General features: G+C 72.7%; 18 protein-coding genes and 2 pseudogenes. 9 read left to right on the top strand and 11 right to left on the bottom strand.

Features of this window, described 5'->3' with window-relative positions:
- Positions 1-15 precede the first annotated feature (15 nt).
- The 4 genes and pseudogenes from cydB (at position 16) to AB0F77_RS15585 (ending at position 6029) form a co-directional block, all read left to right on the top strand.
- Complete coding sequence (gene cydB, locus AB0F77_RS15600; protein WP_361947512.1) at positions 16-1023, top strand: cytochrome d ubiquinol oxidase subunit II; 1008 nt, start codon at positions 16-18, stop codon at positions 1021-1023.
- A 60-nt stretch (positions 1024-1083) separates the two neighbouring features.
- Entirely contained in the window at positions 1084-4623 is a 3540-nt protein-coding gene (gene cydD / locus AB0F77_RS15595; RefSeq protein WP_361947509.1) for a thiol reductant ABC exporter subunit CydD, read from the top strand.
- 41 nt (positions 4624-4664) lie between these two features.
- Positions 4665-4838: pseudogene (locus tag AB0F77_RS15590) on the top strand (histidine kinase); the annotation flags it as partial.
- Between the two features lie 99 nt (positions 4839-4937).
- Positions 4938-6029: a M23 family metallopeptidase gene (locus AB0F77_RS15585; RefSeq protein ID WP_361947505.1), complete on the top strand. Its 1092-nt coding sequence runs from the start codon at positions 4938-4940 to the stop codon at positions 6027-6029.
- Between the two features lie 16 nt (positions 6030-6045).
- On the opposite strand, the gene AB0F77_RS15580 is transcribed toward AB0F77_RS15585, so the two are convergent.
- From AB0F77_RS15580 to AB0F77_RS15565, 4 genes and pseudogenes are all read right to left on the bottom strand, one after another.
- Positions 6046-6966, bottom strand: a complete 921-nt coding sequence (locus AB0F77_RS15580; RefSeq protein WP_361947502.1) for a Cof-type HAD-IIB family hydrolase — start codon at positions 6964-6966, stop codon at positions 6046-6048.
- Positions 6967-7017: 51 nt separating this feature from the next.
- Positions 7018-7938 carry an LLM class flavin-dependent oxidoreductase gene (locus tag AB0F77_RS15575; protein ID WP_361947499.1) on the bottom strand — a complete coding sequence of 307 codons (921 nt, stop codon included), beginning with the start codon at positions 7936-7938 and terminating at the stop codon, positions 7018-7020.
- 99 nt (positions 7939-8037) lie between these two features.
- Positions 8038-8610 (bottom strand): RNA 2'-phosphotransferase, encoded by a 573-nt coding sequence (locus AB0F77_RS15570; protein ID WP_361947496.1) that lies wholly within the window; start codon positions 8608-8610, stop codon positions 8038-8040.
- A 245-nt stretch (positions 8611-8855) separates the two neighbouring features.
- Positions 8856-9924 (bottom strand): annotated as a pseudogene (locus tag AB0F77_RS15565) (SDR family NAD(P)-dependent oxidoreductase).
- A 244-nt stretch (positions 9925-10168) separates the two neighbouring features.
- On the opposite strand from AB0F77_RS15565, the gene AB0F77_RS15560 reads away from it, so the two are divergent.
- The 5 genes from AB0F77_RS15560 (at position 10169) to AB0F77_RS15540 (ending at position 13989) form a co-directional block, all read left to right on the top strand.
- Entirely contained in the window at positions 10169-11143 is a 975-nt protein-coding gene (locus AB0F77_RS15560) for an ABC transporter ATP-binding protein (RefSeq protein WP_361947763.1), read from the top strand.
- Positions 11133-12041 (top strand): ABC transporter permease subunit, encoded by a 909-nt coding sequence (locus AB0F77_RS15555; protein ID WP_361947493.1) that lies wholly within the window; start codon positions 11133-11135, stop codon positions 12039-12041. The genes AB0F77_RS15560 and AB0F77_RS15555 overlap by 11 nt, the downstream gene beginning before the upstream one ends.
- Positions 12038-12949 carry an ABC transporter ATP-binding protein gene (locus tag AB0F77_RS15550; protein WP_361947490.1) on the top strand — a complete coding sequence of 304 codons (912 nt, stop codon included), beginning with the start codon at positions 12038-12040 and terminating at the stop codon, positions 12947-12949. The genes AB0F77_RS15555 and AB0F77_RS15550 overlap by 4 nt, the downstream gene beginning before the upstream one ends.
- A gap of 10 nt (positions 12950-12959) precedes the next feature.
- Entirely contained in the window at positions 12960-13679 is a 720-nt protein-coding gene (locus tag AB0F77_RS15545) for an ABC transporter permease (protein ID WP_361947487.1), read from the top strand.
- A 91-nt stretch (positions 13680-13770) separates the two neighbouring features.
- The gene (locus AB0F77_RS15540) at positions 13771-13989 is read left to right on the top strand and encodes a hypothetical protein (RefSeq protein ID WP_361947484.1); all 219 of its coding nucleotides are present in this window, start codon (positions 13771-13773) and stop codon (positions 13987-13989) included.
- A gap of 116 nt (positions 13990-14105) precedes the next feature.
- On the opposite strand, the gene AB0F77_RS15535 is transcribed toward AB0F77_RS15540, so the two are convergent.
- From AB0F77_RS15535 to AB0F77_RS15505, 7 genes are all read right to left on the bottom strand, one after another.
- Complete coding sequence (locus AB0F77_RS15535; protein WP_361947481.1) at positions 14106-14924, bottom strand: HAD family hydrolase; 819 nt, start codon at positions 14922-14924, stop codon at positions 14106-14108.
- Positions 14921-16198 carry a serine--tRNA ligase gene (gene serS / locus AB0F77_RS15530; protein WP_361947478.1) on the bottom strand — a complete coding sequence of 426 codons (1278 nt, stop codon included), beginning with the start codon at positions 16196-16198 and terminating at the stop codon, positions 14921-14923. The genes AB0F77_RS15535 and serS overlap by 4 nt, the downstream gene beginning before the upstream one ends.
- 528 nt (positions 16199-16726) lie before the next feature.
- Positions 16727-17659: a prephenate dehydratase gene (pheA, locus tag AB0F77_RS15525; protein ID WP_361947475.1), complete on the bottom strand. Its 933-nt coding sequence runs from the start codon at positions 17657-17659 to the stop codon at positions 16727-16729.
- An 80-nt stretch (positions 17660-17739) separates the two neighbouring features.
- Positions 17740-19023, bottom strand: a complete 1284-nt coding sequence (gene efeB / locus AB0F77_RS15520; protein ID WP_361947472.1) for an iron uptake transporter deferrochelatase/peroxidase subunit — start codon at positions 19021-19023, stop codon at positions 17740-17742.
- 8 nt (positions 19024-19031) lie between these two features.
- The gene (locus AB0F77_RS15515) at positions 19032-20963 is read right to left on the bottom strand and encodes a copper resistance protein CopC (RefSeq protein ID WP_361947469.1); all 1932 of its coding nucleotides are present in this window, start codon (positions 20961-20963) and stop codon (positions 19032-19034) included.
- 13 nt (positions 20964-20976) lie between these two features.
- Complete coding sequence (locus tag AB0F77_RS15510; RefSeq protein ID WP_361947466.1) at positions 20977-21435, bottom strand: copper chaperone PCu(A)C; 459 nt, start codon at positions 21433-21435, stop codon at positions 20977-20979.
- Positions 21432-22085, bottom strand: coding sequence for an SCO family protein (locus AB0F77_RS15505; protein WP_361947463.1), 654 nt, complete (start codon positions 22083-22085; stop codon positions 21432-21434). The genes AB0F77_RS15510 and AB0F77_RS15505 overlap by 4 nt, the downstream gene beginning before the upstream one ends.
- Positions 22086-22167: the final 82 nt, after the last annotated feature.

The following is a 22167-nucleotide window of genomic DNA, read 5'->3' as shown; positions in this document are numbered from 1 at the left end:
CGAGGGAGCGCAGTCATGGAACTTCACGACGTCTGGTTCGTCCTGATCGCGGTCCTGTGGACCGGCTATTTCTTCCTGGAGGGCTTCGACTTCGGGGTCGGCATCCTCACCAAGCTGCTCGCCCGTGACCGGCCCGAGCGGCGGGTGCTCATCAATACGATCGGTCCTGTCTGGGACGGCAACGAGGTCTGGCTGCTCACGGCCGGCGGCGCGACCTTCGCGGCCTTCCCCGAGTGGTACGCCACGCTGTTCTCCGGGTTCTACCTCCCGCTGCTGATCATCCTGGTGTGCCTGATCGTCCGGGGCGTCGCCTTCGAGTACCGGGCCAAGCGGCCCGAGGAGCAGTGGCAGCGCAACTGGGAGCAGGCCATCTTCTGGGCCTCGCTCCTGCCCGCGTTCCTCTGGGGCGTGGCGTTCGGCAACATCGTGCGGGGCGTGAAGATCGACGAGCACTTCGAGTACGTCGGCAGCTTCTGGAACCTGCTGAACCCGTACTCCCTGCTCGGCGGAGTGGTGACCCTGACCCTGTTCACCTTCCACGGTGCGGTGTTCACCGCGCTCAAGACGGTCGGGGACATCCGGGAGCGGGCGCGGAAGCTGGCCCTGAGGGTCGGTCTCCTCACGGCCGTCGCCGCCCTGGCCTTCCTGCTGTGGACGCAGGCCGACAGCGGTGACGGCAAGAGCCTCGTGGCCCTGGTGGTGGCGGTCCTCGCGCTGGTCGCGGCCCTCGGGGCGAACCAACGCGGGCGTGAGGGCTGGGCGTTCGCGCTGTCGGGCCTCACCATCGTGGCGGCCGTGGCGATGCTCTTCCTGTCGCTCTTCCCGAACGTCATGCCGTCCTCGCTCAACGAGGACTGGAGTCTGACCGTCACCAACGCGTCGTCGAGCCCGTACACCTTGAAGATCATGACCTGGTGCGCCGGGGTCGCGACCCCGCTCGTGCTGCTCTACCAGAGCTGGACGTACTGGGTGTTCCGCAAGCGGATCGGGACGCAGCACATCGCTGCCGAGGCCGCTCACTGAGTCTGGAGGAGGGGTGTTTCACGTGAAACACCCCTCCCGGGACCGAAGGGCATGTTTCACGTGAAACCGATCGATCCGCGTCTTCTCCGTTACGCCCGTGCCACTCGGCTCTTCCTGGTGGCCGTTGTCGGGCTGGGTGCCCTCGGGGCCGGTCTGGTGATCGCCCAGGCCATGCTCATCGCCGAGGTGGTGGTCGGTGCCTTCCAGCATCATCTGTCGGCATCCGAACTCCGCACTCCCCTGCTGCTGTTGGCCGCCGTCGCGGCCGGCCGGGCGCTCGTCTCCTGGCTGACCGAACTCTCCGCTCACCGGGCGAGCGCGGCCGTGAAGTCGGAGCTGCGTGGCCGGCTGCTCGACCGGGCCGCCGCGCTCGGCCCCGGCTGGCTGAGCGGGCAGCGGACCGGCTCGCTCGTGACCCTCGCCACCCGGGGCGTCGACGCCCTCGACGACTACTTCTCGCGCTATCTGCCCCAGTTGGGGCTCGCGGTGGTCGTGCCCGTGGCGGTGCTGGCGCGGATCGTCACCGAGGACTGGGTGTCGGCGGTGATCATCGTCGCCACCCTGCCCCTCATCCCCCTCTTCATGGTGCTGATCGGCTGGGCGACCCAGTCCAGGACGGACCGTCAGTGGCGGCTGCTGTCACGGCTGTCCGGCCACTTCCTCGATGTGGTCGCGGGGCTGCCGACGCTCAAGGTGTTCGGACGGGCCAAGGCGCAGGCGGACTCGATCCGGCGCATCACCGGCGAGTACCGGCAGGCGACCATGCGGACCCTGCGGATCGCCTTCCTCTCCTCCTTCGCCCTGGAACTGCTCGCCACGCTCTCCGTCGCCCTCGTGGCGGTGACGATCGGCATGCGGCTCGTCCACGGCGACATGGATCTGTACATCGGGCTCGTCATCCTGGTGCTGGCGCCCGAGGCCTATCTGCCGCTGCGCCAGGTGGGCGCGCAGTTCCACGCGGCGGCGGAGGGGCTCGCGGCGGCCGAGGAGATCTTCGCCGTACTGGAGACGCCGCTCCCCGAGTCCGGGACGCGACCCGTGCCCTCCGGCGCGCCGGCCTTCGACGGGGTCTCGGTCCGCTACCCCGGACGCTCCTCGGACGCGGTGACCGAGGTCTCCTTCGCCGTCGAGCCGGGTGAGACCGTCGCCCTCGTGGGGCCGAGCGGCGCCGGCAAGTCGACCCTGCTGAACGTCCTCCTCGGCTTCGTACCGCCCACGGCGGGCCGGGTCCGCGTCGGCGGGACCGACCTCGCCGACCTCGACCTGGAGGCATGGCGCTCCCGGATCGCCTGGGTCCCCCAGCGACCGCACCTGTACGCGGGGACGATCGCGGAGAACGTACGGCTGGCCCGTCCCGACGCGGACGACGAGGCCGTACGCCGGGCCCTGCGCGACGCCGGGGCGCTGGAGTTCGTGGACGCCCTGCCCGAGGGCGCGGGGACCGTGCTCGGCGAGGACGGGGCCGGGCTCTCCGCGGGCCAGCGGCAGCGGCTCGCGCTCGCCCGCGCCTTCCTCGCCGACCGGCCCGTCCTGCTGCTCGACGAGCCGACGGCCGCGCTGGACGGCGCGACCGAGGCCGAGGTCGTGACCGCGGTCCGGCGGCTCGCGGCGGGACGCACCGTCCTGCTCGTCGTCCACCGGCCCGCCCTGCTGGAGGTCGCGGACCGCGTGGTGCGGCTGGAGGCCGCCGAGACACCTGGCGCAGAGGCACCTGGCGCAGAGGCACCCGGCGGCGCGGCGACCGCGGGTGCGGCGCCCGCGTCGGTCGCCGCCGGCCCCCGCGCCCCACACTCCCCGGCGGCGGCGCCCGCCGGTGCCGTGCCCGGGGCCGCCGACACCACGGCGCCCCGGCGAGGTGTCCTCACCCGGGTCCGCGCGATGTCCGGCCCCCGGCGCGGACGGCTCGCCCTCGCCCTGCTGCTGGGGAGCCTCGCGCTCGGCAGCGCGGTCGGGCTGATGGCCACCTCCGGCTGGCTCATCTCACGGGCCTCGCAGCAGCCCCCGGTGCTGTACCTGATGGTCGCCGTGACGGCCACGCGGGCCTTCGGCATCGGACGGGCCGTGTTCCGGTACGCGGAGCGGCTGGTGTCGCACGACGCCGTGCTGCGGATGCTGGCCGACACCCGGGTCGCCGTGTACCGGCGGCTGGAGCGGCTGGCGCCCGCCGGCCTGCGGACGGCCCGCAGGGGCGATCTGCTCTCCCGGCTCGTCGCTGACGTGGACGCCCTCCAGGACTACTGGCTGCGCTGGCTGCTGCCCGCCGGGGTCGCGGTCGCCGTCTCCACCGGGTCGGTGGCGTTCACCGCGTGGCTGCTGCCCGAGGCGGGTGCCGCGCTCGCGGCCGGGCTGCTCCTGGCCGGCGTCGGCGTACCGCTGCTGACCGCCGCGGTGGCCCGACGAGCCGAGCGGCGGCTCGCCCCCGCCCGGGGCGTGCTCGCCACCCGGGTCACCGACCTGCTCACCGGCACCGCCGAACTGACCGTCGCCGGCGCCCTGCCCGCCCGTACCGCGTCCGTGCGGCGCGCCGACGGAACGCTCACCCGGATCGCCTCGCGCGCCGCCACCGCCACCGCGCTCGGCGACGGACTCACCGCCCTCGTGTGCGGGCTGACCGTCGCGACCGCCGCGCTGCTCGGCGTCCAGGCCGTCGCCGCGGGACGGCTCGACGGCGTCACCACGGCGGTTGTCGTCCTCACCCCGCTCGCCGCCTTCGAGGCCGTCCTGGGACTGCCCGTCGCCGTCCGCTACCGGCAGCGGGTGCGCCGCAGCGCGGAGCGGGTGTACGAGGTGCTGGACGCGCCCGCGCCCGTACGCGAGCCGGAGCGGCCGCGGCAGGCGCCCGTGTCGCCCTTCCCGCTCGTCGTGAAGGGGCTGACCGCCCGGCACGCCGGACAGCACCGGGACGCGATCGTCGGACTCGACCTGACGCTCACCCCGGGCCGCCGCGTCGCGGTCGTCGGACCCTCGGGCTCCGGCAAGACCACCCTCGCGCAGACGCTGCTGCGGTTCCTCGACCCCACGGCCGGCGCCTACACGCTGGCCGGGGTCGACGCGTACGCCCTCGACGGCGACGACGTACGGCGTCTGGTCGGGCTGTGCGCCCAGGACGCGCACCTCTTCGACAGCTCCGTGCGCGAGAACCTGCTGCTCGCCCGCAAGGACGCCGACGAGGCCGCGCTGCGGGACGCGCTGGCCGGGGCCCGGCTGCTCGACTGGGTGGACGGGCTGCCGGACGGACTCGACACGCTCGTCGGGGAGCACGGGGCGCGGCTGTCCGGCGGTCAGCGGCAGCGGCTGGCGCTCGCCCGGGCGCTGCTCGCCGACTTCCCGGTCCTGGTGCTCGACGAGCCCGCCGAACATTTGGACCTGGCCACCGCGGACGCGCTCACCGCCGATCTGCTGGCCGCCACCGAGGGCCGTACGACCCTGCTGATCACCCACCGGCTGGCCGGGCTCGACGCGGTCGACGAGGTGATCGTGCTGGACCGGGGACGGGTGGTGCAGCGCGGGACGTACGCCGAACTGGCCGCCGTGGACGGGCCGCTGCGGGCGATGGCCGAGCGGGAGGCACGGGCCGAGCTGCTGGTGGGGGTCCGGTGAGCCGCGACGACGGTCCCCGCCGGGCCGGGCCGTGCGCGGAGCGGGAGCTGCACGACCAGGTCGTGCGGCGGCTGTTCGCCACCGGGCTGCTGCTGGAGAGGGCGCGGCGCGGCGCGGTCGTGCCCGAGGTGCGCGAGGGGGTCGGCCGGGCGGCCGACGAACTCGACGTCACCATCCGGGAGATCCGCACGGCTGTCCTCGCCCTCGAACGCGGGCTGCCGGGCGCCCTCGCTGACCCGTCCGCAGCAACCCTGTCCCCCGGGCGTACGAGTCGGACGTGACCTCGGGGACGCGGGCGGGCCACCATCGCTCGCATGGTTTCCGCCCTCCGTCGCCCGCCGGCCGTCGTGCTGCTGCTCTGCGCCCTCGCCGCACTCGCGGCCGGGCACGCCGACGGTGCCCCCGGCCGCCCCGGTGTCCGTGAGGCCCCCGGAGGCGACCCCGGCGGGGTCGGTGCCCGGGTGGTCCGGCTCGACCGGGAGGCCGCCGCGATGACCCGGCGGTACGAGGCGGGCCGGCGGGCGGCCGGCGCGCAGCGGGACGAACTGCGGCGCACCGAGCGGCTCCTCGACCGGGAGCGGGGGCGCATCGCCGTGCTCCACGAGGACCTGGGCCGTATCGCGCGCGCCCAGTACCGCACGGGCGGCGGGCTGCCGTTCGCCGCGCAACTGCTGCTCGCGGACGGACCGGACGGGCTGATGCGCGGTCAGCACGCCTTCGTGCGGACGGACCTCGCCGTGCACAGCGCCGTCGGCCGCAGCCTGCGGGCGGAGGCGCGGCTGGCGGCCGACGAGGCGAAGGCGGAGGCGGCCCGGAGGGCGGCGGAGCGGCGGACCGCCGCACTCGCCGGGCTGCGCGACCGGATCGAACGCCGGCTCGGGGCGGCCCGCGCGGAGTTGCAGCGCCGGGCGGACGCCTCGGCCGCGGCGGGTACCTGCCGCGGCACGGTACGGCTCGGGGTACGGCCGGACCGGCCGCGCGCCCGCGCCGAGCGGCGGCCCTGGGTCGCACCGGTCGAGGACTACACGCTGTCGGCCGGGTTCGGCCGCGGTGGCGCGCACTGGGCCCACCGGCACACCGGGCAGGACTTCGCGGTGCCGATCGGCACGCCGGTGCGGGCGGTGGGCGCGGGCCGGGTGGTGCGGGTGTCCTGCGGCGGCCCCTTCGGGATCGAGGTCGTGATCCGGCACGCCGACGACACGTACACGCAGTACGCGCACCTCGCGGCCGTCGCCGTCGAGGAGGGGGACCGGGTGACCGCGGGCCGCTGGATCGCCCAGTCGGGCACCACCGGCAACTCGACGGGCCCGCACCTGCACTTCGAGGTCCGCACGACCCCGGAGGCGGGCTCGGCGCGGAACCCGATCCCGTGGCTGACCCACCACGGGGTACGGCTCCACGACTGACGCCGCGACCGGGGGCTCAGCGGTGTTCGTCCAGGAGGCTTTCGATGACGGCCGCCACGCCGTCCTCGTTGTTGGCGGTGGTGCGGCCCGAGGCGGCGGCCACGGCGGCCGGGTGGGCGTTGCCCATGGCGTAGGAGCGGCCCGCCCAGGTCAGCATCTCCACGTCGTTGGGCATGTCCCCGAAGGCCACGACCTCCTCGCGGGAGATGCCGCGCTCGGCGCAGCACAGCTCCAGGGTGCTGGCCTTGGAGACGCCGGGGCCGCTCAGCTCCAGCAGGGCGCTGGGGCTGGAGCGGGTGACGGTGGCCCGCTCGCCGACGGCGAGCCGGGCGAGCGTGAGGAACGCGTCGGGGTCCAGCTCCCGGTGGTAGGCGAGGATCTTGAGCACGGGCTCGGTGGTGCCAGGACCGCCGTCGGCGAGCAGTTCCTCGGCGGGCGCGAGGGTGTCGGGGCGCTCCATGTGCAGCTCGGGGTAGTCCGGCTCCTGGTGGAAGCCGTACGTCTGCTCCACCGCGTACACCGTGCCCGGCGCGGCCTCGCGCAGCAGCCGCACCGCGTCCAGGGCGTTGTCCTGGGCCAGCGCGCGGACCTTCACGAAGCGGTGGGCGCCGGGGCCGCCGTGCAGGTCGACCACGGCGGCGCCGTTGCCGCAGATCGCCAGGCCGTGTCCGTGGACGTGGTCGCTGACGACGCTCATCCAGCGGGCCGGGCGGCCGGTGACGAAGAAGACCTCGATGCCCGCCTCCTCGGCGGCGGCCAGCGCGGCGACCGTGCGCGGGGAGACCGACTTGTCGTCGCGCAGCAGGGTGCCGTCGAGGTCGGTGGCGATCAGCCGCGGTGGGACGAGGGGCGTGCCGGGCGGCTCGGTCGAGAGCTGGGGGGAGGCCGGGGTCTCGGGGTGTCGGGTCGCTGAGGTCACCCGGTCATTCTCACGCATATGCCAGCACGGTTGTGCGGTTCTTCGCACATATGAGACAGGGATGACTCATCAGGACCGGTTCCCGGAGCCGCCGAGCTGTGCCCGGGCCTCCGTGGCGATCTGCTCGAACACCTTTTCGTCGGCGGCGAAGTCGGAGTCGGGAATCGGCCAGTGGACGACCAGTTCGGTGAAGCCCAGCTCCTGGTGGCGGCCGGCGAAGTCGACGAACGCGGCCACGGACTCCAGGGGGCGGCCCCGGTCCGGGGTGAAGCCGGTGAGCAGGATCTTGTCCAGCTCGCCGACGTCCCGGCCCAGTTCGGCGCATGCCTCGGCCAGCCGCTCGGCCTGGCGGCGCAGGGCCGCCACGGACTGCTCGGGCGTACCCGTCTCGTACAGCGCGGGGTCGCCCGTGGTCACCCACGCCTGCCCGTGCCGCGCGGCGAGCCGCAGCCCGCGCGGGCCGGTCGCGGCGACGGCGAAGGGCAGCCGGGGGCGCTGGACGCAGCCGGGGATGTTGCGGGCCTCGTCCGCCGAGTAGTACGTGCCGGTGTGGGTGACCGCGTCCTCGGTGAGCAGGCGGTCGAGCAGCGGCACGAACTCGGCCAGCCGGTCGGCACGCTCGCGCGGGGTCCACGGCTCCTGGCCGAGCGCGGTGGCGTCGAAGCCGGTGCCGCCCGCGCCGACGCCGAGGGTGATCCGGCCGCCGGAGATGTCGTCCAGGGAGATCAGCTCCTTGGCGAGGGTCACCGGGTGCCGGAAGTTCGGGGAGGTGACCAGGGTGCCCAGCCGGAGGCGGGTGGTGGCGGTGGCGGCCGCGGTCAGGGTGGGCAGGGCGCCGAACCAGGTCGTGTCGCGGAAGGACCGCCACGAGAGGTGGTCGTAGGTGTACGCGGTGTGGAAGCCGAGCTCCTCGGCCCGGACCCACTGCTCGCGCGCCCCTTCCGACCAGCGGCGCACGGGGAGGATGACAGTGCTCAGACGCATGGGCACGACCTTACGAGGCGACAAGGCCCCCTGCCGAGGGGCACCCCTGGTCTCCAGCCGCCCCACGTGGCCCTGCGCCCCCGCGGCCCCGGCAAGCCACCCGTTTCAGTGGGCGTCCGGGAACCGGAGATAGCGCACCGGTACGGACCGGGTGAGCCACACGCCGTTGGCGCTGATGTGGAAGACGTGGCCGTCCCGGTGCATCGCCCCCGCGTCGACGGACAGCACGACCGGGCGCCCGCGGCGGGCGCCGACCCGGGTCGCGGTCTCGCGGTCGGCCGAGAGGTGCACGTCGTGCCTGCTCATCGGTGTGAGCCCGGACGCCCGGATGGAGTCGAGGCTGCGCGCGACCGTCCCGTGGTAGAGGTACGCCGGCGGGGTCGCCGGGGGCAGTCCGAGGTCGACCTCGACGGTGTGGCCCTGGCTGGCGCGGATGCGGGTGCCCTCGACGGCGAAGCGCCGCTTGTCGTTGACGGCCACCACGTGGTCCAGTTCCTCGCGGCCGACCCGGAAGCCGTGCGCGGCGGCCGCGGCGAGCAGGACGTCGATCTCGACCCAGCCGCCCTCGTCGAGGACGAGCCCGATCCGCTCCGGCTGGTGGCGCAGGTGTTTCGCGAGGTACTTCGACACCTTCACGGTGCGCCGCTCGTCCCACTCCGGGCTGTTGTTCGTGTTCATGCCCCCAGAGTGACGGGAGAGACACGGATCACGCAGATATTTTTCGCCCCCATGTTTGATCCACAACCAAGTCGCGTTATCCACAGGGAATTTGACGAAGGTGTGGACAACTCGTGGGCGATTCAGGGTGATTCGCCAAGATCGTTAACAGGGCCGTGATTTGGGGCGCTGGCGGTCAGCGAGCCTGTGCACAAGGGCCGTTGGGCAAGGGTGGCACAACTCGGTGCGCTGTCCCCGCCCTTGCCTCACAGCGGCGGCTCGACGCGGGCGGGTCGCCGCAACGCCCCCGGCAGTAAGCGGGACATGAACCGCGCGCCCCGCGCTTCCGCCGTCACCGGCACGACCGCCTCGCCGCGCGCCACCGCCCGTGCCACCTTCTCCGGCGGGTAGTTGCCCATCACGTACAGCCGCGCCGTGCGCTCGCGCAGTCGGCTCTCCTCCGCCGCGTCCACCCCGGTGAAGCGGGCCGTCGAGGTGACGTTCGTGGTGACGATCCCGGGACGGATCGCGCTCACCCCGACGCCCCCGCCCGCGAGTTCGGCCCGTAGGCACTCGCCGACCATCAGCACCGCCGCCTTGGAGGAGCACGTCGACCACGCCGTACTCGCTCGTGACCTTCTCGCCGAGCTTCTCCATCACCCGCTCGTCGGAGACGTCCGGCCGTCTCTCTCCCCCCACGCTGCGGGCGCCCCGAGCAGCCGCGCCAAATCGGCCGTCCGGGCCGCCGATTCGCCGTCCCGGTCGACGGCCACCACCCGCGCGCCCGCCTCCGCGAACGCGAACGCCGTCGCCCGTCCGATGCCGCCGCACGGGCGTGTGCGCGCGGGCGTCGGGGTGCGGTTCGCGCAGCCGGGCGCGCACGTTGTCCCGGTACAGCCGGGCGCCGTTGGCCGCGTCGCAGGGCGCCGACGGACCCGAGGTCGAGGTGAAGGACGCGACATGGCCCTCCGTGCGGGCGACCGCGGTGAATTCCCACGACCGCACCGATCCCCGTTCGTGGCCCACGAGATGGACCGGTCGGCCCGGACCGACCGTGTCCGCGACCGTCAGGAAGTCGTCCGTGAGCTTCGCCGGCGTGAAGCCCCCGCGCAGCGGCACCGGCGCCGTCGAACGCCCGTGGCCCCGGACGTCGTACAGCACCACGTGGAAGCGTCCGGCGAGGCGGACGGCGACCTCGGACCGGACCTCCTTGCCGTCCGGACGGCCGTGCGCCGGCACGACCGTCGGCCGTTCCGGGTCCCCGAGTTCCGCCACGCACGGCTCGACCCCGCCCGTGCGCACCGTGCGCTCCCGCGCGCCCGACAGTCCGGTCACGCGACCCCCGCCCGGCGCCACATGTACGGCAGATCGGCCTCGTGTTCGGTCACTCCCGGTGCCGGCCGGGCCGCGACCTCCCGGGCGCGCTCGTGAGCCGGGCGCCGCACCCGCCGTGCCCCGTCTCCCGTAGCCCTCAAGCAGGGCGTCCTCCGGGAACCCGTACGACTGAAGGGGGACACCAAGACAGCTCTTCGGGCTGACGACCCCCGTGGCGTACGTCACTACCGTCAGGGACGTGACTGTGATCGCGACCGAAAGCCTGAGCAAGCGGTTCCCCCGGGTGACCGCGCTTGACCGGCTCTCCGTTGACGTGGGACCCGGTGTGACGGGGCTCGTGGGTGCCAACGGAGCCGGCAAGTCCACACTGATCAAGATCCTGCTGGGTCTGTCCCCCGCCACCGAGGGCCGCGCCGAGGTGCTCGGCCTCGACGTCGCCACCAAGGGCGCCGCCATCCGGGAGCGCGTGGGCTACATGCCCGAGCACGACTGCCTGCCGCCCGACGTATCGGCCACCGAGTTCGTCGTCCATATGGCCCGCATGTCCGGACTCCCGCCGACCGCCGCCCGCGAACGCACCGCGGACACGCTGCGCCACGTCGGCCTCTACGAGGAGCGGTACCGCCCCATCGGCGGCTACTCCACCGGCATGAAGCAGCGGGTGAAGCTCGCGCAGGCCCTCGTCCACGACCCCCAGCTGGTCTTCCTGGACGAGCCGACCAACGGCCTCGACCCGGTCGGCCGCGACGACATGCTCGGCCTGATCCGCCGCATCCACACCGACTTCGGCATCTCGGTCCTGGTCACCTCGCACCTGCTGGGCGAACTGGAGCGCACCTGCGACCACGTGGTGGTCGTCGACGGCGGCAAGCTCCTGCGCTCCAGCTCCACCCGCGACTTCACCCAGACCACGACCACGCTGGCCATCGAGGTCACCGACACCGACGCGCACCCCGACGGCACCCGCGCGGTGCGCGAGGCCCTGCACGCGCGCGGGGTCGAACTCCACGACGAGGGCGCGGGCCTGCCAGGCGCCGGACACGTCCTGCTGCTCAGCGCGACCGGCGACGAGACGTACGACCTCGTGCGCGACGTCGTCGCCGACCTCGGCCTCGGCCTGGTGCGCATGGAGCAGCGCAGGCACCACATCTCCGAGGTCTTCAAGAACGACGCGGACCACGACGAGCAGCGGAAGGAGGCCGTCGGCCATGGCGGTTGAGCAGCCCCTCACCACCCCTTCGGGGGACCAGACCCGCATCCACAACATCGGCTACCGCAGCTACGACGGCCCCCGCCTCGGCCGCTCCTACGCCACCCGCTCCCTGTACTCGCAGTCCCTGCGCGGCGCCTACGGCCTCGGCCGCTCGGTCAAGTCCAAGGTGCTGCCGATGCTGCTGTTCGTGGTGATGTGCGTGCCCGCGGCCATCATGGTCGCCGTCGCCGTCTTCACCAAGGCGAAGGACCTGCCCGTCGACTACACGCGCTACGCGATCATCATGCAGGCCGTCATCAGCCTGTACGTCGCCTCGCAGGCGCCCCAGTCGGTCTCGCGCGACCTGCGCTTCAAGACCGTGCCGCTGTACTTCTCGCGGCCCATCGAGACCGCCGACTACGTCCGAGCCAAGTTCGCCGCCCTGGCCTCCGCGCTGTTCATCCTCACCGCGGCCCCGCTGCTCGTGCTCTACGTGGGCGCGCTGCTGGCCAAGCTCGACTTCGGCGACCAGACCGAGGGATTCGCCCAGGGGCTGGTCTCCGTGGCCCTGCTCTCCCTGCTGTTCGCCGGGATCGGCCTGGTCATCGCGGCCGTCACACCGCGCCGCGGCTTCGGCATCGCGGCCGTGATCGCCGTCCTGACCATCTCCTACGGCGCCGTCTCCACCCTCCAGGCCATCGCCCAGACCCAGGGCAGCGACGGCGCGGTCCCGTGGATCGGCCTGTTCTCGCCGATCACGCTCATCGACGGTCTCCAGTCCGCCTTCCTGGGCGCCTCCTCGGCCTTCCCCGGCGGCGTCGGCCCCTCCAACGGACAGGGCGTGGTGTACGTCCTCGTCGTCCTGGGCCTCATCGCCGCGACCTACGGGCTCCTGCTGCGCCGTTACAAGAAGGTGGGACTGTGACCACGCTCTCCATCGACCACGTCTCCCGCTGGTTCGGCAACGTGGTCGCCGTCAACGACATCACCATGACCATCGGCCCCGGCGTCACCGGACTGCTGGGACCCAACGGCGCCGGCAAGTCCACCCTCATCAACATGATGGGCGGCTTCCTCGCCCCCTCCACCGGCACCGTCACCCTCGACGGACAGCAGGTGTGGCGCAACGAGGACATCTACCGGCACATCGGCATCGTCCCCGAGCGCGAGGCGATGTACGACTTCCTCACCGGACGTGAATTCGTCGTCGCCAACGCCGAGTTGCACGGCCTCGGCGCCAAGGCCGCCCAGCGGGCCCTCGCCACGGTCGAGATGGAGTACGCGCAGGACCGGAAGATCTCCACGTACTCCAAGGGCATGCGCCAGCGCGTGAAGATGGCGAGCGCGCTCGTCCACGACCCCTCGCTGCTGCTGCTCGACGAGCCGTTCAACGGCATGGACCCGCGCCAGCGCATGCAGCTCATGGACCTGCTGCGGCGCATGGGCGACGAGGGCCGCACCGTGCTGTTCTCCTCCCACATCCTCGAAGAGGTCGAACAGCTCGCCCGGCACATCGAGGTCGTCGTCGCCGGACGCCACGCGGCCAGCGGCGACTTCCGCAGGATCCGCCGGCTGATGACCGACCGGCCGCACCGCTACCTGGTGCGCTCCAGCGACGACCGCGCCCTCGCGGCAGCGCTGATCGCCGACCCGTCCACGGCCGGCATCGAGGTCGACCTCACGGAGGGCGCGCTGCGCGTCCAGGCCGTCGACTTCGGCCGCTTCACGCAGCTGCTGCCCAAGGTCGCGCGCGACCGGGGCATCCGCCTGCTCACGGTCTCGCCGTCCGACGAGTCCCTCGAGTCCGTCTTCTCTTACCTGGTCGCGGCGTAGGAGGCCGAAGATGTACGACCCCACAGTGGCCCGGCTCACCTACCGGGCCCTGCTCGGCCGACGCCGTGCCCTCATCCTCGGGGCGCTGCCCCTGCTGCTGATCGTCATCTCGGTGGTGGTGCGCGGCCTGGCCGGCGCCGACGACCAGACGGCGTCGGACCTGCTGGGCGGGCTCGCCCTCGCCACCATGGTGCCGATCATCGGCGTCATTGCGGGAACGGGCGCCATCGGCCCCGAGATCGACGACGGCTCCGTGGTCTACCTGCTGTCCAAGCCGCTGAAGCGGCCGACGATCATCTTCACCAAGCTGATCGTCGCGATCGCGGTGACCATGGTGTTCTCGGCCGTGCCCACGCTGATCGCCGGACTGATCCTCAACGGCAACGGCCAGCAGATCGCCGTGGCGTACACGGTGGCCGCGCTGGTCGCGTCCATCGCCTACGCGGCCGTGTTCCTGCTGCTCGGCACGGTGTCGCGGCACGCGGTGGTCTTCGGTCTGGTCTACGCCCTCGTCTGGGAGGCCCTGTTCGGCTCCCTGGTGCCCGGGGCGCGCACGCTGAGCGTCCAGCAGTGGTCCCTTGCCGTCGCCCACAAGGTCGCGGGCGGTGACCTCGTGACCTCGGACGTCGGCATCACCACGGCGACGGTGCTGCTGGTCGCGGTGACCGTGCTCGCGACCTGGTACGCGGGCCAGAAGCTGCGCGCGCTCACCCTGGCCGGAGAGGAGTGACGGCGCGGTGACGGGGGTCTGACCTTGACGGGGGCTTCACGCCCCCGCGGGCACACTGAATCAAGGGGACGCACAGGCAGGAGGCAGGGGCATGACGGACGAGGCGCCACGCGACGAGTGGGACGGGGTCGTCCTGGACGAGGACTTCATACGCTCCGCGGGGACGACCGAGCCGTCGGCCCGTGCCCGTATGCTCGCGGCCCGCTGGCGCACCCAGAAGCCCGAGCCCCAGCCCTGGCGCTCCGACGACCCCCCGGCAGGCTGGTTCTTCAGCAAGGCCCGCCGGAAGTGGCGCCGTCGGTCACGTTGACACCCACGGCACGTGCCCCGCGCCCTTTCGGGGGCGCGGGGAACTGCGCGAACGGCCACCGGCGGCCCGCGGACGAACGGCGGCCTCAGCCGGGCAGACGCCCCAGGACGGCCGCCTCAGCCCAGCAGACGTTCCAGCACCGCCGCGATCCCGTCCTGGTCATTCGACGAAGTCACTTCGTCCGCCACCGCCCGCAGCGACTCATGGGCGTTGCCCATCGCCACTCCCCAACCGGCCCAGCCGAACATGGGGATGTCGTTCGGCATGTCGCCGAAGGCGATCGTGGACGCCGCCTTCACCCCCAGCCGACGCGCCGCCAGCGACAGCCCCGTCGCCTTGGACAGCCCCAGCGGCAGCAGCTCCACGACACCCTCGCCGGCCATCGCGACGGAGACGAAGCCCCCCGCCGCCCGCTGCGCGACCTCGGCCAGCGCGTCGTCCGACAGCTCGGGATGCTGGATGTAGATCTTGTTCAGCGGCGCCGCCCACAGATCCGCCGCGTCCGTGAACGGCGTGGACGGCAGCCGTCCGGTCACCGCGTACCCCGGCCCCACGAGCACGTCGCCGTCCAGCCCGTCCCGGCTCGCCGCCAGGTACAGCGGACCGACCTCGGCCTCGATCTTCGCCAGTGCCACCCCGGCCAGCTGCCGGTCCAGCGTCACGGACGTCAGCAGCCGGTGCTCCCCGGCGTCGTAGACCTGTGCCCCCTGCCCGCACACCGCGAGCCCCCGGTAGCCGAGGTCGTCGAGGACGTGCCGGGTCCAGGGCACCGCACGCCCCGTGACGACGATGTGCGCGGCGCCCGCGGCGGCGGCCGTGGTGAGGGCGTCACGGGTGCGCGCGGACACCGAGTCGTCGGAACGCAGCAGCGTCCCGTCGAGGTCGGTGGCGATCAGCTTGTACGGAAACCTCCCGGCGGGAAGCACGGCGCTCACGTGGTGACCGGCTCCAGGACCTCCCGGCCGCCGAGGAACGGCCGCAGCACCTCGGGCACCCGCACCGATCCGTCGGCCTGCTGGTGGTTCTCCAGAATCGCCACGATCGTGCGCGGTACGGCGCACAGCGTGCCGTTGAGCGTCGCGAGCGGCTTGACCTGCTTGCCGTCACGGACCCGGATCGACAGCCGGCGGGACTGGAACTCGGTGCAGTCCGAGGTCGACGTCAGCTCGCGGTACTTGCCCTGCGTCGGGATCCACGCCTCGCAGTCGAACTTGCGGGCCGCCGACGAGCCCAGGTCGCCGGTCGCCACGTCGATCACCCGGAACGGCAGCTCCAGTGAGGTCAGCCAGTCCTTCTCCCACTGGAGCAGCCGCCGGTGCTCGTTCTCCGAGTCCTCCGGCGCGACGTAGGAGAACATCTCGACCTTGTCGAACTGGTGCACACGGAAGATGCCCCGGGTGTCCTTGCCGTGCGAGCCGGCCTCGCGGCGGAAGCAGGGCGAGAAGCCCGCGTAGCGCAGCGGCAGCCGGTCCGCGTCGAGGATCTCGTCCATGTGGTAGGCGGCGAGCGCCACCTCGGACGTGCCGACCAGGTACAGGTCGTCCTTGTCGAGGTGGTAGACGTCCTGCGCCGCCTGGCCGAGGAAGCCGGTGCCGGCCATCGACTGGGGGCGCACCAGCGCCGGCGTCAGCATCGGGGTGAAGCCGGCCGCGGTCGCCTGGGCCATCGCCGCGTTCACCAGGGCCAGCTCCAGCAGGGCGCCGACACCGGTGAGGAAGTAGAAGCGGGAGCCGGAGACCTTGGCGCCGCGCTCCACGTCGATCGCGCCGAGCAGCTGGCCCAGCTCCAGGTGGTCCTTGGGCGCGAAGCCCTCGGCGCCGAAGTCACGGATCGTGCCGTGCTCCTCCAGCGTGACGAAGTCCTCCTCGCCGCCGACGGGCACGTCGGGGTGGACGAGGTTGCCGAGCCGGAGGAGCAGCTCCTGGGTCTCCGCGTCGGCCGCGTCGCGCTCGGCGTCGGCCGCCTTGACGTCGGCCGCGAGCTGGCCCGCCCGCTTCAGCAGCTCGGCCTTCTCGTCACCGGCGGCCTTGGGGATGAGCTTGCCGAGTTGCTTCTGCTCGGCGCGCAGCTCGTCGAAGCGGACGCCGGACGACCTGCGCCGTTCGTCGGCGGACAGGAGGGAGTCGACGAGGGCGACGTCCTCTCCACGGGCGCGCTGCGACGCGCGCACACGGTCGGGGTCCTCACGGAGCAGGCGAAGGTCAATCACGTGGTCAAGGCTACCGGTGTCGCGTTCCGGCCCACGACCCAGTATTCCGAACGGCGGCTTGTGTACCGCCGTGAGGAAATTGCGTGACGTGTCAAGAAAAGGCGCCCCTTCCCCGTAACGGGGCACCTCGGAAGCGGTGTGTTGACCCGACTCCCTTGTGGAGAACGGGATTTGGGACGGTGGTTGTCCACAGAGATCCACAGCCCCCGAAGAGTTATCCACAGGCTGTGCGGAAGATCTGTGGACTTCCTTATTGATCTTTCCCGCAAGGTCGACCGGAGGGAAGAATTCCCCGGACAAACCGGCGTGATCCCCACTTTCGGGTGGAAAGGGGTCGCCCCAAAAGATGAACCAACGGAAACGGGTGGACGAAGGGTGACCCGCGGGACGGTGGCCGCTCCCGAGGCCCACAGGCCGATTTGTCGACCTGATGCCTCCGCCGTGTCGACTTGTCCCCAGGTCGAGACGCAAGCCTGTGGATAACTTCTGTGGATAACGAAGAGGGGGAGGTCGGGCCCGTCCGGACGGCTAGAACCGGCCGTCCTGGCAGCGGGCCACCCAGTCCGCCGCCGCCATGAACTCCTCGTCCGAGGTCCCCGGCAGCCGCGGCCGTGCCTCCCGCGCCGTGATGTCCGCACGCGGGTACGAGCCCAGGAAACGCACCTGGAGACAGATCCGCTTCAGCCCCATCAGCGCCTCGGCCATCCGGCGGTCGGAGATGTGGCCCTCGGCGTCCACGCAGAAGCAGTAGTTGCCGATGCCCGCGCCCGTGGGCCGGGACTGGAGCAGCATGAGGTTGATGCCCCGGGTGGCGAACTCCCCGAGCAGATCACGCAGCCCGCCCGGATGGTCGTCGTTCTGCCACAGCACCACGGACGTCTTGTCGGCGCCGGTCGGGGCCGCGGGCCGGGCCGGACGACCCACCAGCACAAACCGGGTCTGGGCGTTCTCCGCGTCGTGGATGCCGGTCTCCAGCGGCACCAGACCGTACCGGGCCGCCGCGAACTCACCCGCGAAGGCGGCGTCGTACCGGCCCTCCTGGACCAGCCGGGCGCCGTCCGCGTTGGAGGCCGCCGACTCCCACACCGCGTCCGGGAGGTTGGTCCGCAGCCAGTTGCGCACCTGCGGCTGCGCGGCCGGATGGGCGGTGACCGTCTTGATGTCGGACAGCGCCGTCCCTGGCCGCACCAGCAGCGCGAAGGTGATCGACAGCAGCACCTCGCGGTAGATCGTCAGCGGGGCGCCCGCGACCAGCTCGTCCAGGGTCGTGGTGATGCCGCCCTCGACCGAGTTCTCGATCGGCACGAACGCGGCCTCGGCCTCCCCGCCGCGCACCGCGTCGAGCGCGGACTGCACGGAGACGTACGGGATCAGCTCCCGGGTGGCCGCCTCCGGAAGCGTGCGCAGGGCGACTTCGGTGAAGGTGCCCTCGGGACCGAGATACGCGTAGCTCGCTGGCATGCCCTCACCCTAATGGCCCTGGGCGGACCCGGCCCACGTGTCTCACGGTGGCCGCCACCCCGGAGTGAACCCGACCGCTTTCACCCCTCCAGCAGCGCCTGGCCCACGTACTCTCCCGCCCGCGCCCCGCCCGGCACCGCGAACAGCCCGCTGGCCTCGTGCCGGACGTACCGCGACAGCGCGTCGCCCCGGTCGAGCTTGCGCTGCACCGGCACGAAGCCGCGCAGCGGGTCCGCCTGCCAGCACACGAACAGCAGCCCGGCGTCCGGCGTCCCGTCCGGACCGAAGCCGTCGTGGTACGAGAACGGGCGCCGCAGCATCGCCGCGCCCCCGTTCTGGTCGGGCCGGGTGATCCGGGCGTGCGCGTTGAGCGGGACGACGTACTGGCCGCGCGCGTCGGCCTTCTCCAGGTCCATCGCGGTCGTCTCGCCGCCCCCGCTCAGCGGCGCCCCGTCGGCCTTGCGGCGCCCGATGACGTCCTCCTGCGCCCCGGGGGACAGCTTCTCCCAGTCGTCGAGGAGCATGCGGATACGGCGGACGACCGCGTAGGAGCCGTTCGCCATCCAGGCGGGTTCGCCCGGCTCGGGCACGAAGATCCGCCGGTCGAAGTCGGGCTCCGAGGGCCGGGGATTGCGGGTGCCGTCGATCTGGCCCATCAGGTTGCGGGCCGTCATGGGGTGGGCGGTGGCCCCCGGGCTGCGGTTGAAGCCGTTCATCTGCCAGCGCAGCCGGGCCGCGCTCCCCGCGTCCTTCTGGATCGCGCGCAGGGCGTGGAAGGCGACCAGGGCGTCGTCCGCGCCGATCTGCACCCACAGATCGCCGTCGCTGCGCGCCTTGTCCAGCCGGTCGGAGGAGAAGTCGGGCAGCGGGTCGAGCGCGCCGGGGCGCTGTCGTTCCAGTCCGGTCCTGCCGAAGAAGCCGTGGCCGAAGCCGAAGGTGACGGTCAGCGAGGACGGCCCGGCGTCCCGGGCCACGTCCGTGTCGTCGTGCCCGGTCGGCTCGCCCGCCATCAGCCGCTCGGCCGTCCCCGACCAGCGGCGCAGCAGCGCGACCGCCTCCTTGCGGCCCGCGCCGGGCGCCAGGTCGAAGGCCGCGAGATGGCCGCACGCCTGGAGGCCCTCGGTGATGCCGGGCTGATGTTTCCCGTGAAACATCGCGCGGTCGGCGCCCACCGAGGTCAGCGGGGTGGCCTCGGCCGGCGCCGCGGTGTAGCCCACGGCGCCGCCGGCCGCGCCGAGCACGAGCCCGGTGGCACCGGCGGTGCCGAGCAGCCGGCGCCGGGACAGGCCCGCGGAGCGTTCCGGGGCGGTGTCCGGCTCGGGGGTGATCACGTCGGGGGAGGCCGGGGTGGACTGGTCGGGCATGGTGCGGTTCAGCCGATCTGCGCGTTCTTGGACACCGTGGTCTGGTCGATGTCGGAGGTCCGCACGGTCACGGCGACCTTCCAGTCGCCGGCCATGGGGAGCTGCACTCCGCTCGCCGCCCAGTGTCCCGTGGTGATGTGGTCGGGGGTGACGGGAAGGGGGCCGATCTTCTTCGCCTCCAGGGTGAAGGCGACCTTCACCTCGGGGATGTCGAAGGGCTTCCCGCCGGGGTCCTGTACGTAGACGTGCATCTCGTTGGCGCCCACGCGCGCGGGGTCGAGGTCGATCCGCACGAGGCCCTTGCCGTTCCTGCCGCCCGTGTCGAACGGCATGTCCAGGGTGAGCGCCCCGGAGGAGTCGGCCGCCGACGAGGACGACGACGAGGCGGACTGGGCGGCCTTCGCCTCCAGTTCGGTGCGCCCCGGCTCGGTCTGGGTGAGCACGGTGGTGACGGCGAGCAGGACGACGGCGACACCCGCCTCGGCGAGCACCGAGCGGCGCAGTCCGAAGCGCTCGGCGTCGGCGTCCCGCTGCCGCTTCTGCCGCGCGGTGTCCACGGCGGCCCGCTGCCGGGCGAGCTGGGCGGCCCGCTTGCCGTCCCCGCCGGCCGCCGCCGCGGTGACCCGTTCCTTCTCGGGCTGCTTCGCCGCGGTCGTGCCGTCCGTGAGCCGTGCGGTCCAGCGCCGGGAGAAGAAGGCGAGGGCGACGAGCACCAGCACGAGGGCGATCTTGGCGAGCAGGAGCTGTCCGTACCGGGTGTCGGTGAACGCCGACCAGGCGCCGAGCTGGCGCCAGGACTGGTAGACGCCGGTGGCGACCAGGGCGAGCACCGAGCCGAAGGCGAGGCGCGAGAAGCGGCGGACGGCGGCGGACTCGACCGGGGTCTCGGCCGGCGCCCGGTACAGCGCCACCACGAGGGCGACGAGACCGCCGAGCCAGACGGCGACCGCCAGCAGGTGCACCACGTCGACCGGCATGGCGACGGCCGGCTGGAGTCCGGTGGAGGCGTGCTCGGCCATGGCCCAGCTCGCGGCGAGCCCGGCGGCGACGACGGTCCCGCCGATCGCGAGCCCGAAGGTCAGATCGCGCTTCTCCTCGTCGTCGCCTGAATCGGATGGGCGGCGCGCAGCGCCGTCGTTCAGGGTGGTGGTGGGCGACGGGTGGGCATAGGCGCCGAACAGCACCGCGATGAACAGCGCGGCGGCGGCGAGCAGCAGCAGCCGGGAGACCAGCGCGGCGCCGCTCTTGGTCTGGAGCACCTGGCCGAGCAGGTCCAGGTCGACGATGTCGCCGACCTTCCCCGACCCGGTGTAGGAGCCGCGCAGGAGCAGCAGCCAGAGGGTGGCCGCGGTCAGCGCGATCCAGCCGCCGACCACCAGCCGCTGCACGGGCCGTACCCCGGAGCCGCGCCGCCAGCAGGCGAGCACGAAGGCGGCGCCGCCCACCAGCACGATGTATCCGGCGTACGACACATAGCGGCCGAACCCGTAGAGCCAGCCGACGACCCCGCCGCCGGCCGTCTGCCCGGAGACCGAGACGCTGGTCTTGGAGGGGGCGCCCACGGAGAAGGTGTAGGCGCCCGCGACGGGATGGCTGTCGGCGGAGACGACCTGGTAGGTCACGGTGTACGTGCCGTCGCCCAGTCCGCTGTGGAGCTGCACGGCGTACGTCGTCCCGCTCACGTTCGTCGGCCCGCCGGTGTCGACCCGGTTGCCCTTGGGGTCGAGGACGCGCAGCGAGCCGCTGTTCATGGCGACCTGCTCGGAGAAGGTGAGCGACACCTGGGTGGGTGCCTTGTCGACCACCACCCCCTGGGCGGGGTCGCTGCCGGTCAGCGCGGCGTGCGCGGAGGCCGGCGCGGCACCCGCGAGGAGCGCGCCGGTGACGGCGAGCAGCAACAGCACCAGGGTGCGCAGTCGGGGGGTGATGGTCAGCGACAAGGTGGTCCCTCCCTCAGTGGCCGGTCGACGGGTTGTACGTGGCCGACTTCACCGGCATCTCGACGGTGAGGGGGCCGGATTTCGCGAACGTCAGCTTCAGCTTGATCGTTTCGCCCTGCCGGGGCGGGTGCTTCAGCTTCTCGAACATCAGATGGTTGCCGCCGCTCCTGAAGACGAGGCTGCCGTGGGCGGGCACGGTGAAGGAGCCCACCTCCCGCATCGCCCCGCCGACGGTGTCGTGCATGGTGATCTCACCGGCGTCGGCGCTGCTGACCGAGGTCAGCTCGTCCTTCGTACCGCCCTTGTTGACGACCGTGAGGAACCCGGCGGCCATGTCGGCCGACATGGGCTGCGGCATGTAGGAGGAGTTGACGGACAGGTCGGCCGCGGAGCCGCCGGAGCCGCCGCAGCCCGTGACGGCGAAGGCGAGGGCCCCCGCGAGGACGGCCCCGGCCGCGGTGGACCGCCTCACGGTGTCGCCCCCTTGACGATCCTGGGCAGGTCCTTGGTGTAGTCGTCGACGGTGGCGTCCTCGCCGTAGAGCAGATAGCCCTTGTCGGTCTTCGGGGAGAACGCGACGACCTGGGTGCCGTGGACCGAGACGGTCTTGCCGTTCTTGTCCTTGGTGGTCGGCTCGATCGCGATGCCCAGCGAGCGGGCGCCGGCCTGGATCGTCGGGAAGTCGCCGGTGAGGCCGACGAACTCCGGGTTGATGCCCTTGAGCCACTTGCCGAGTTCGGCGGGGGTGTCCCGATCGGGGTCGGTGGTGACGAACACCACGCGCAGGTCGTCCTGTTCGGCCTTGGACAGCGCCTTGTCGGCGACCGCGATGTTGTTCATCGTGAGCGGGCAGACGTCCGGGCAGTGGGTGTAGCCGAAGTAGATCAGCGTCGGCTTCCCGGCGGTCTCCTTGCGGAGGTCGTACTTCTTGCCCTGGGTGTCGGTCAGGACCAGGTCCGGCTTCTCGAACGGCTGGTCGAGAACGGTAGCGGCCTTGTCGGAGCCGGACTCCTCGGAGACCACGGCGATGGGCGACTTGTCGTCGCCGCCGCTGCCGCAGGCGGAGAGGGTCAGAGTGGCGGCGGCGAGCAGCGCGGCCGCGGCGTACGTCTTCTTGCGCATAGAAAAATGTCCCAGATGTGAGGGACCCGGAGCGCACCGGGGTCGTCCGCGGTCGGCGTACGACCCCGGTGCGCGGCGGGTT

This window comes from Streptomyces sp. NPDC026672 (assembly GCF_040638185.1).
Lineage (GTDB): Bacteria > Actinomycetota > Actinomycetes > Streptomycetales > Streptomycetaceae > Streptomyces.
This window is presented reverse-complemented; position numbering and strand designations above follow the sequence as displayed.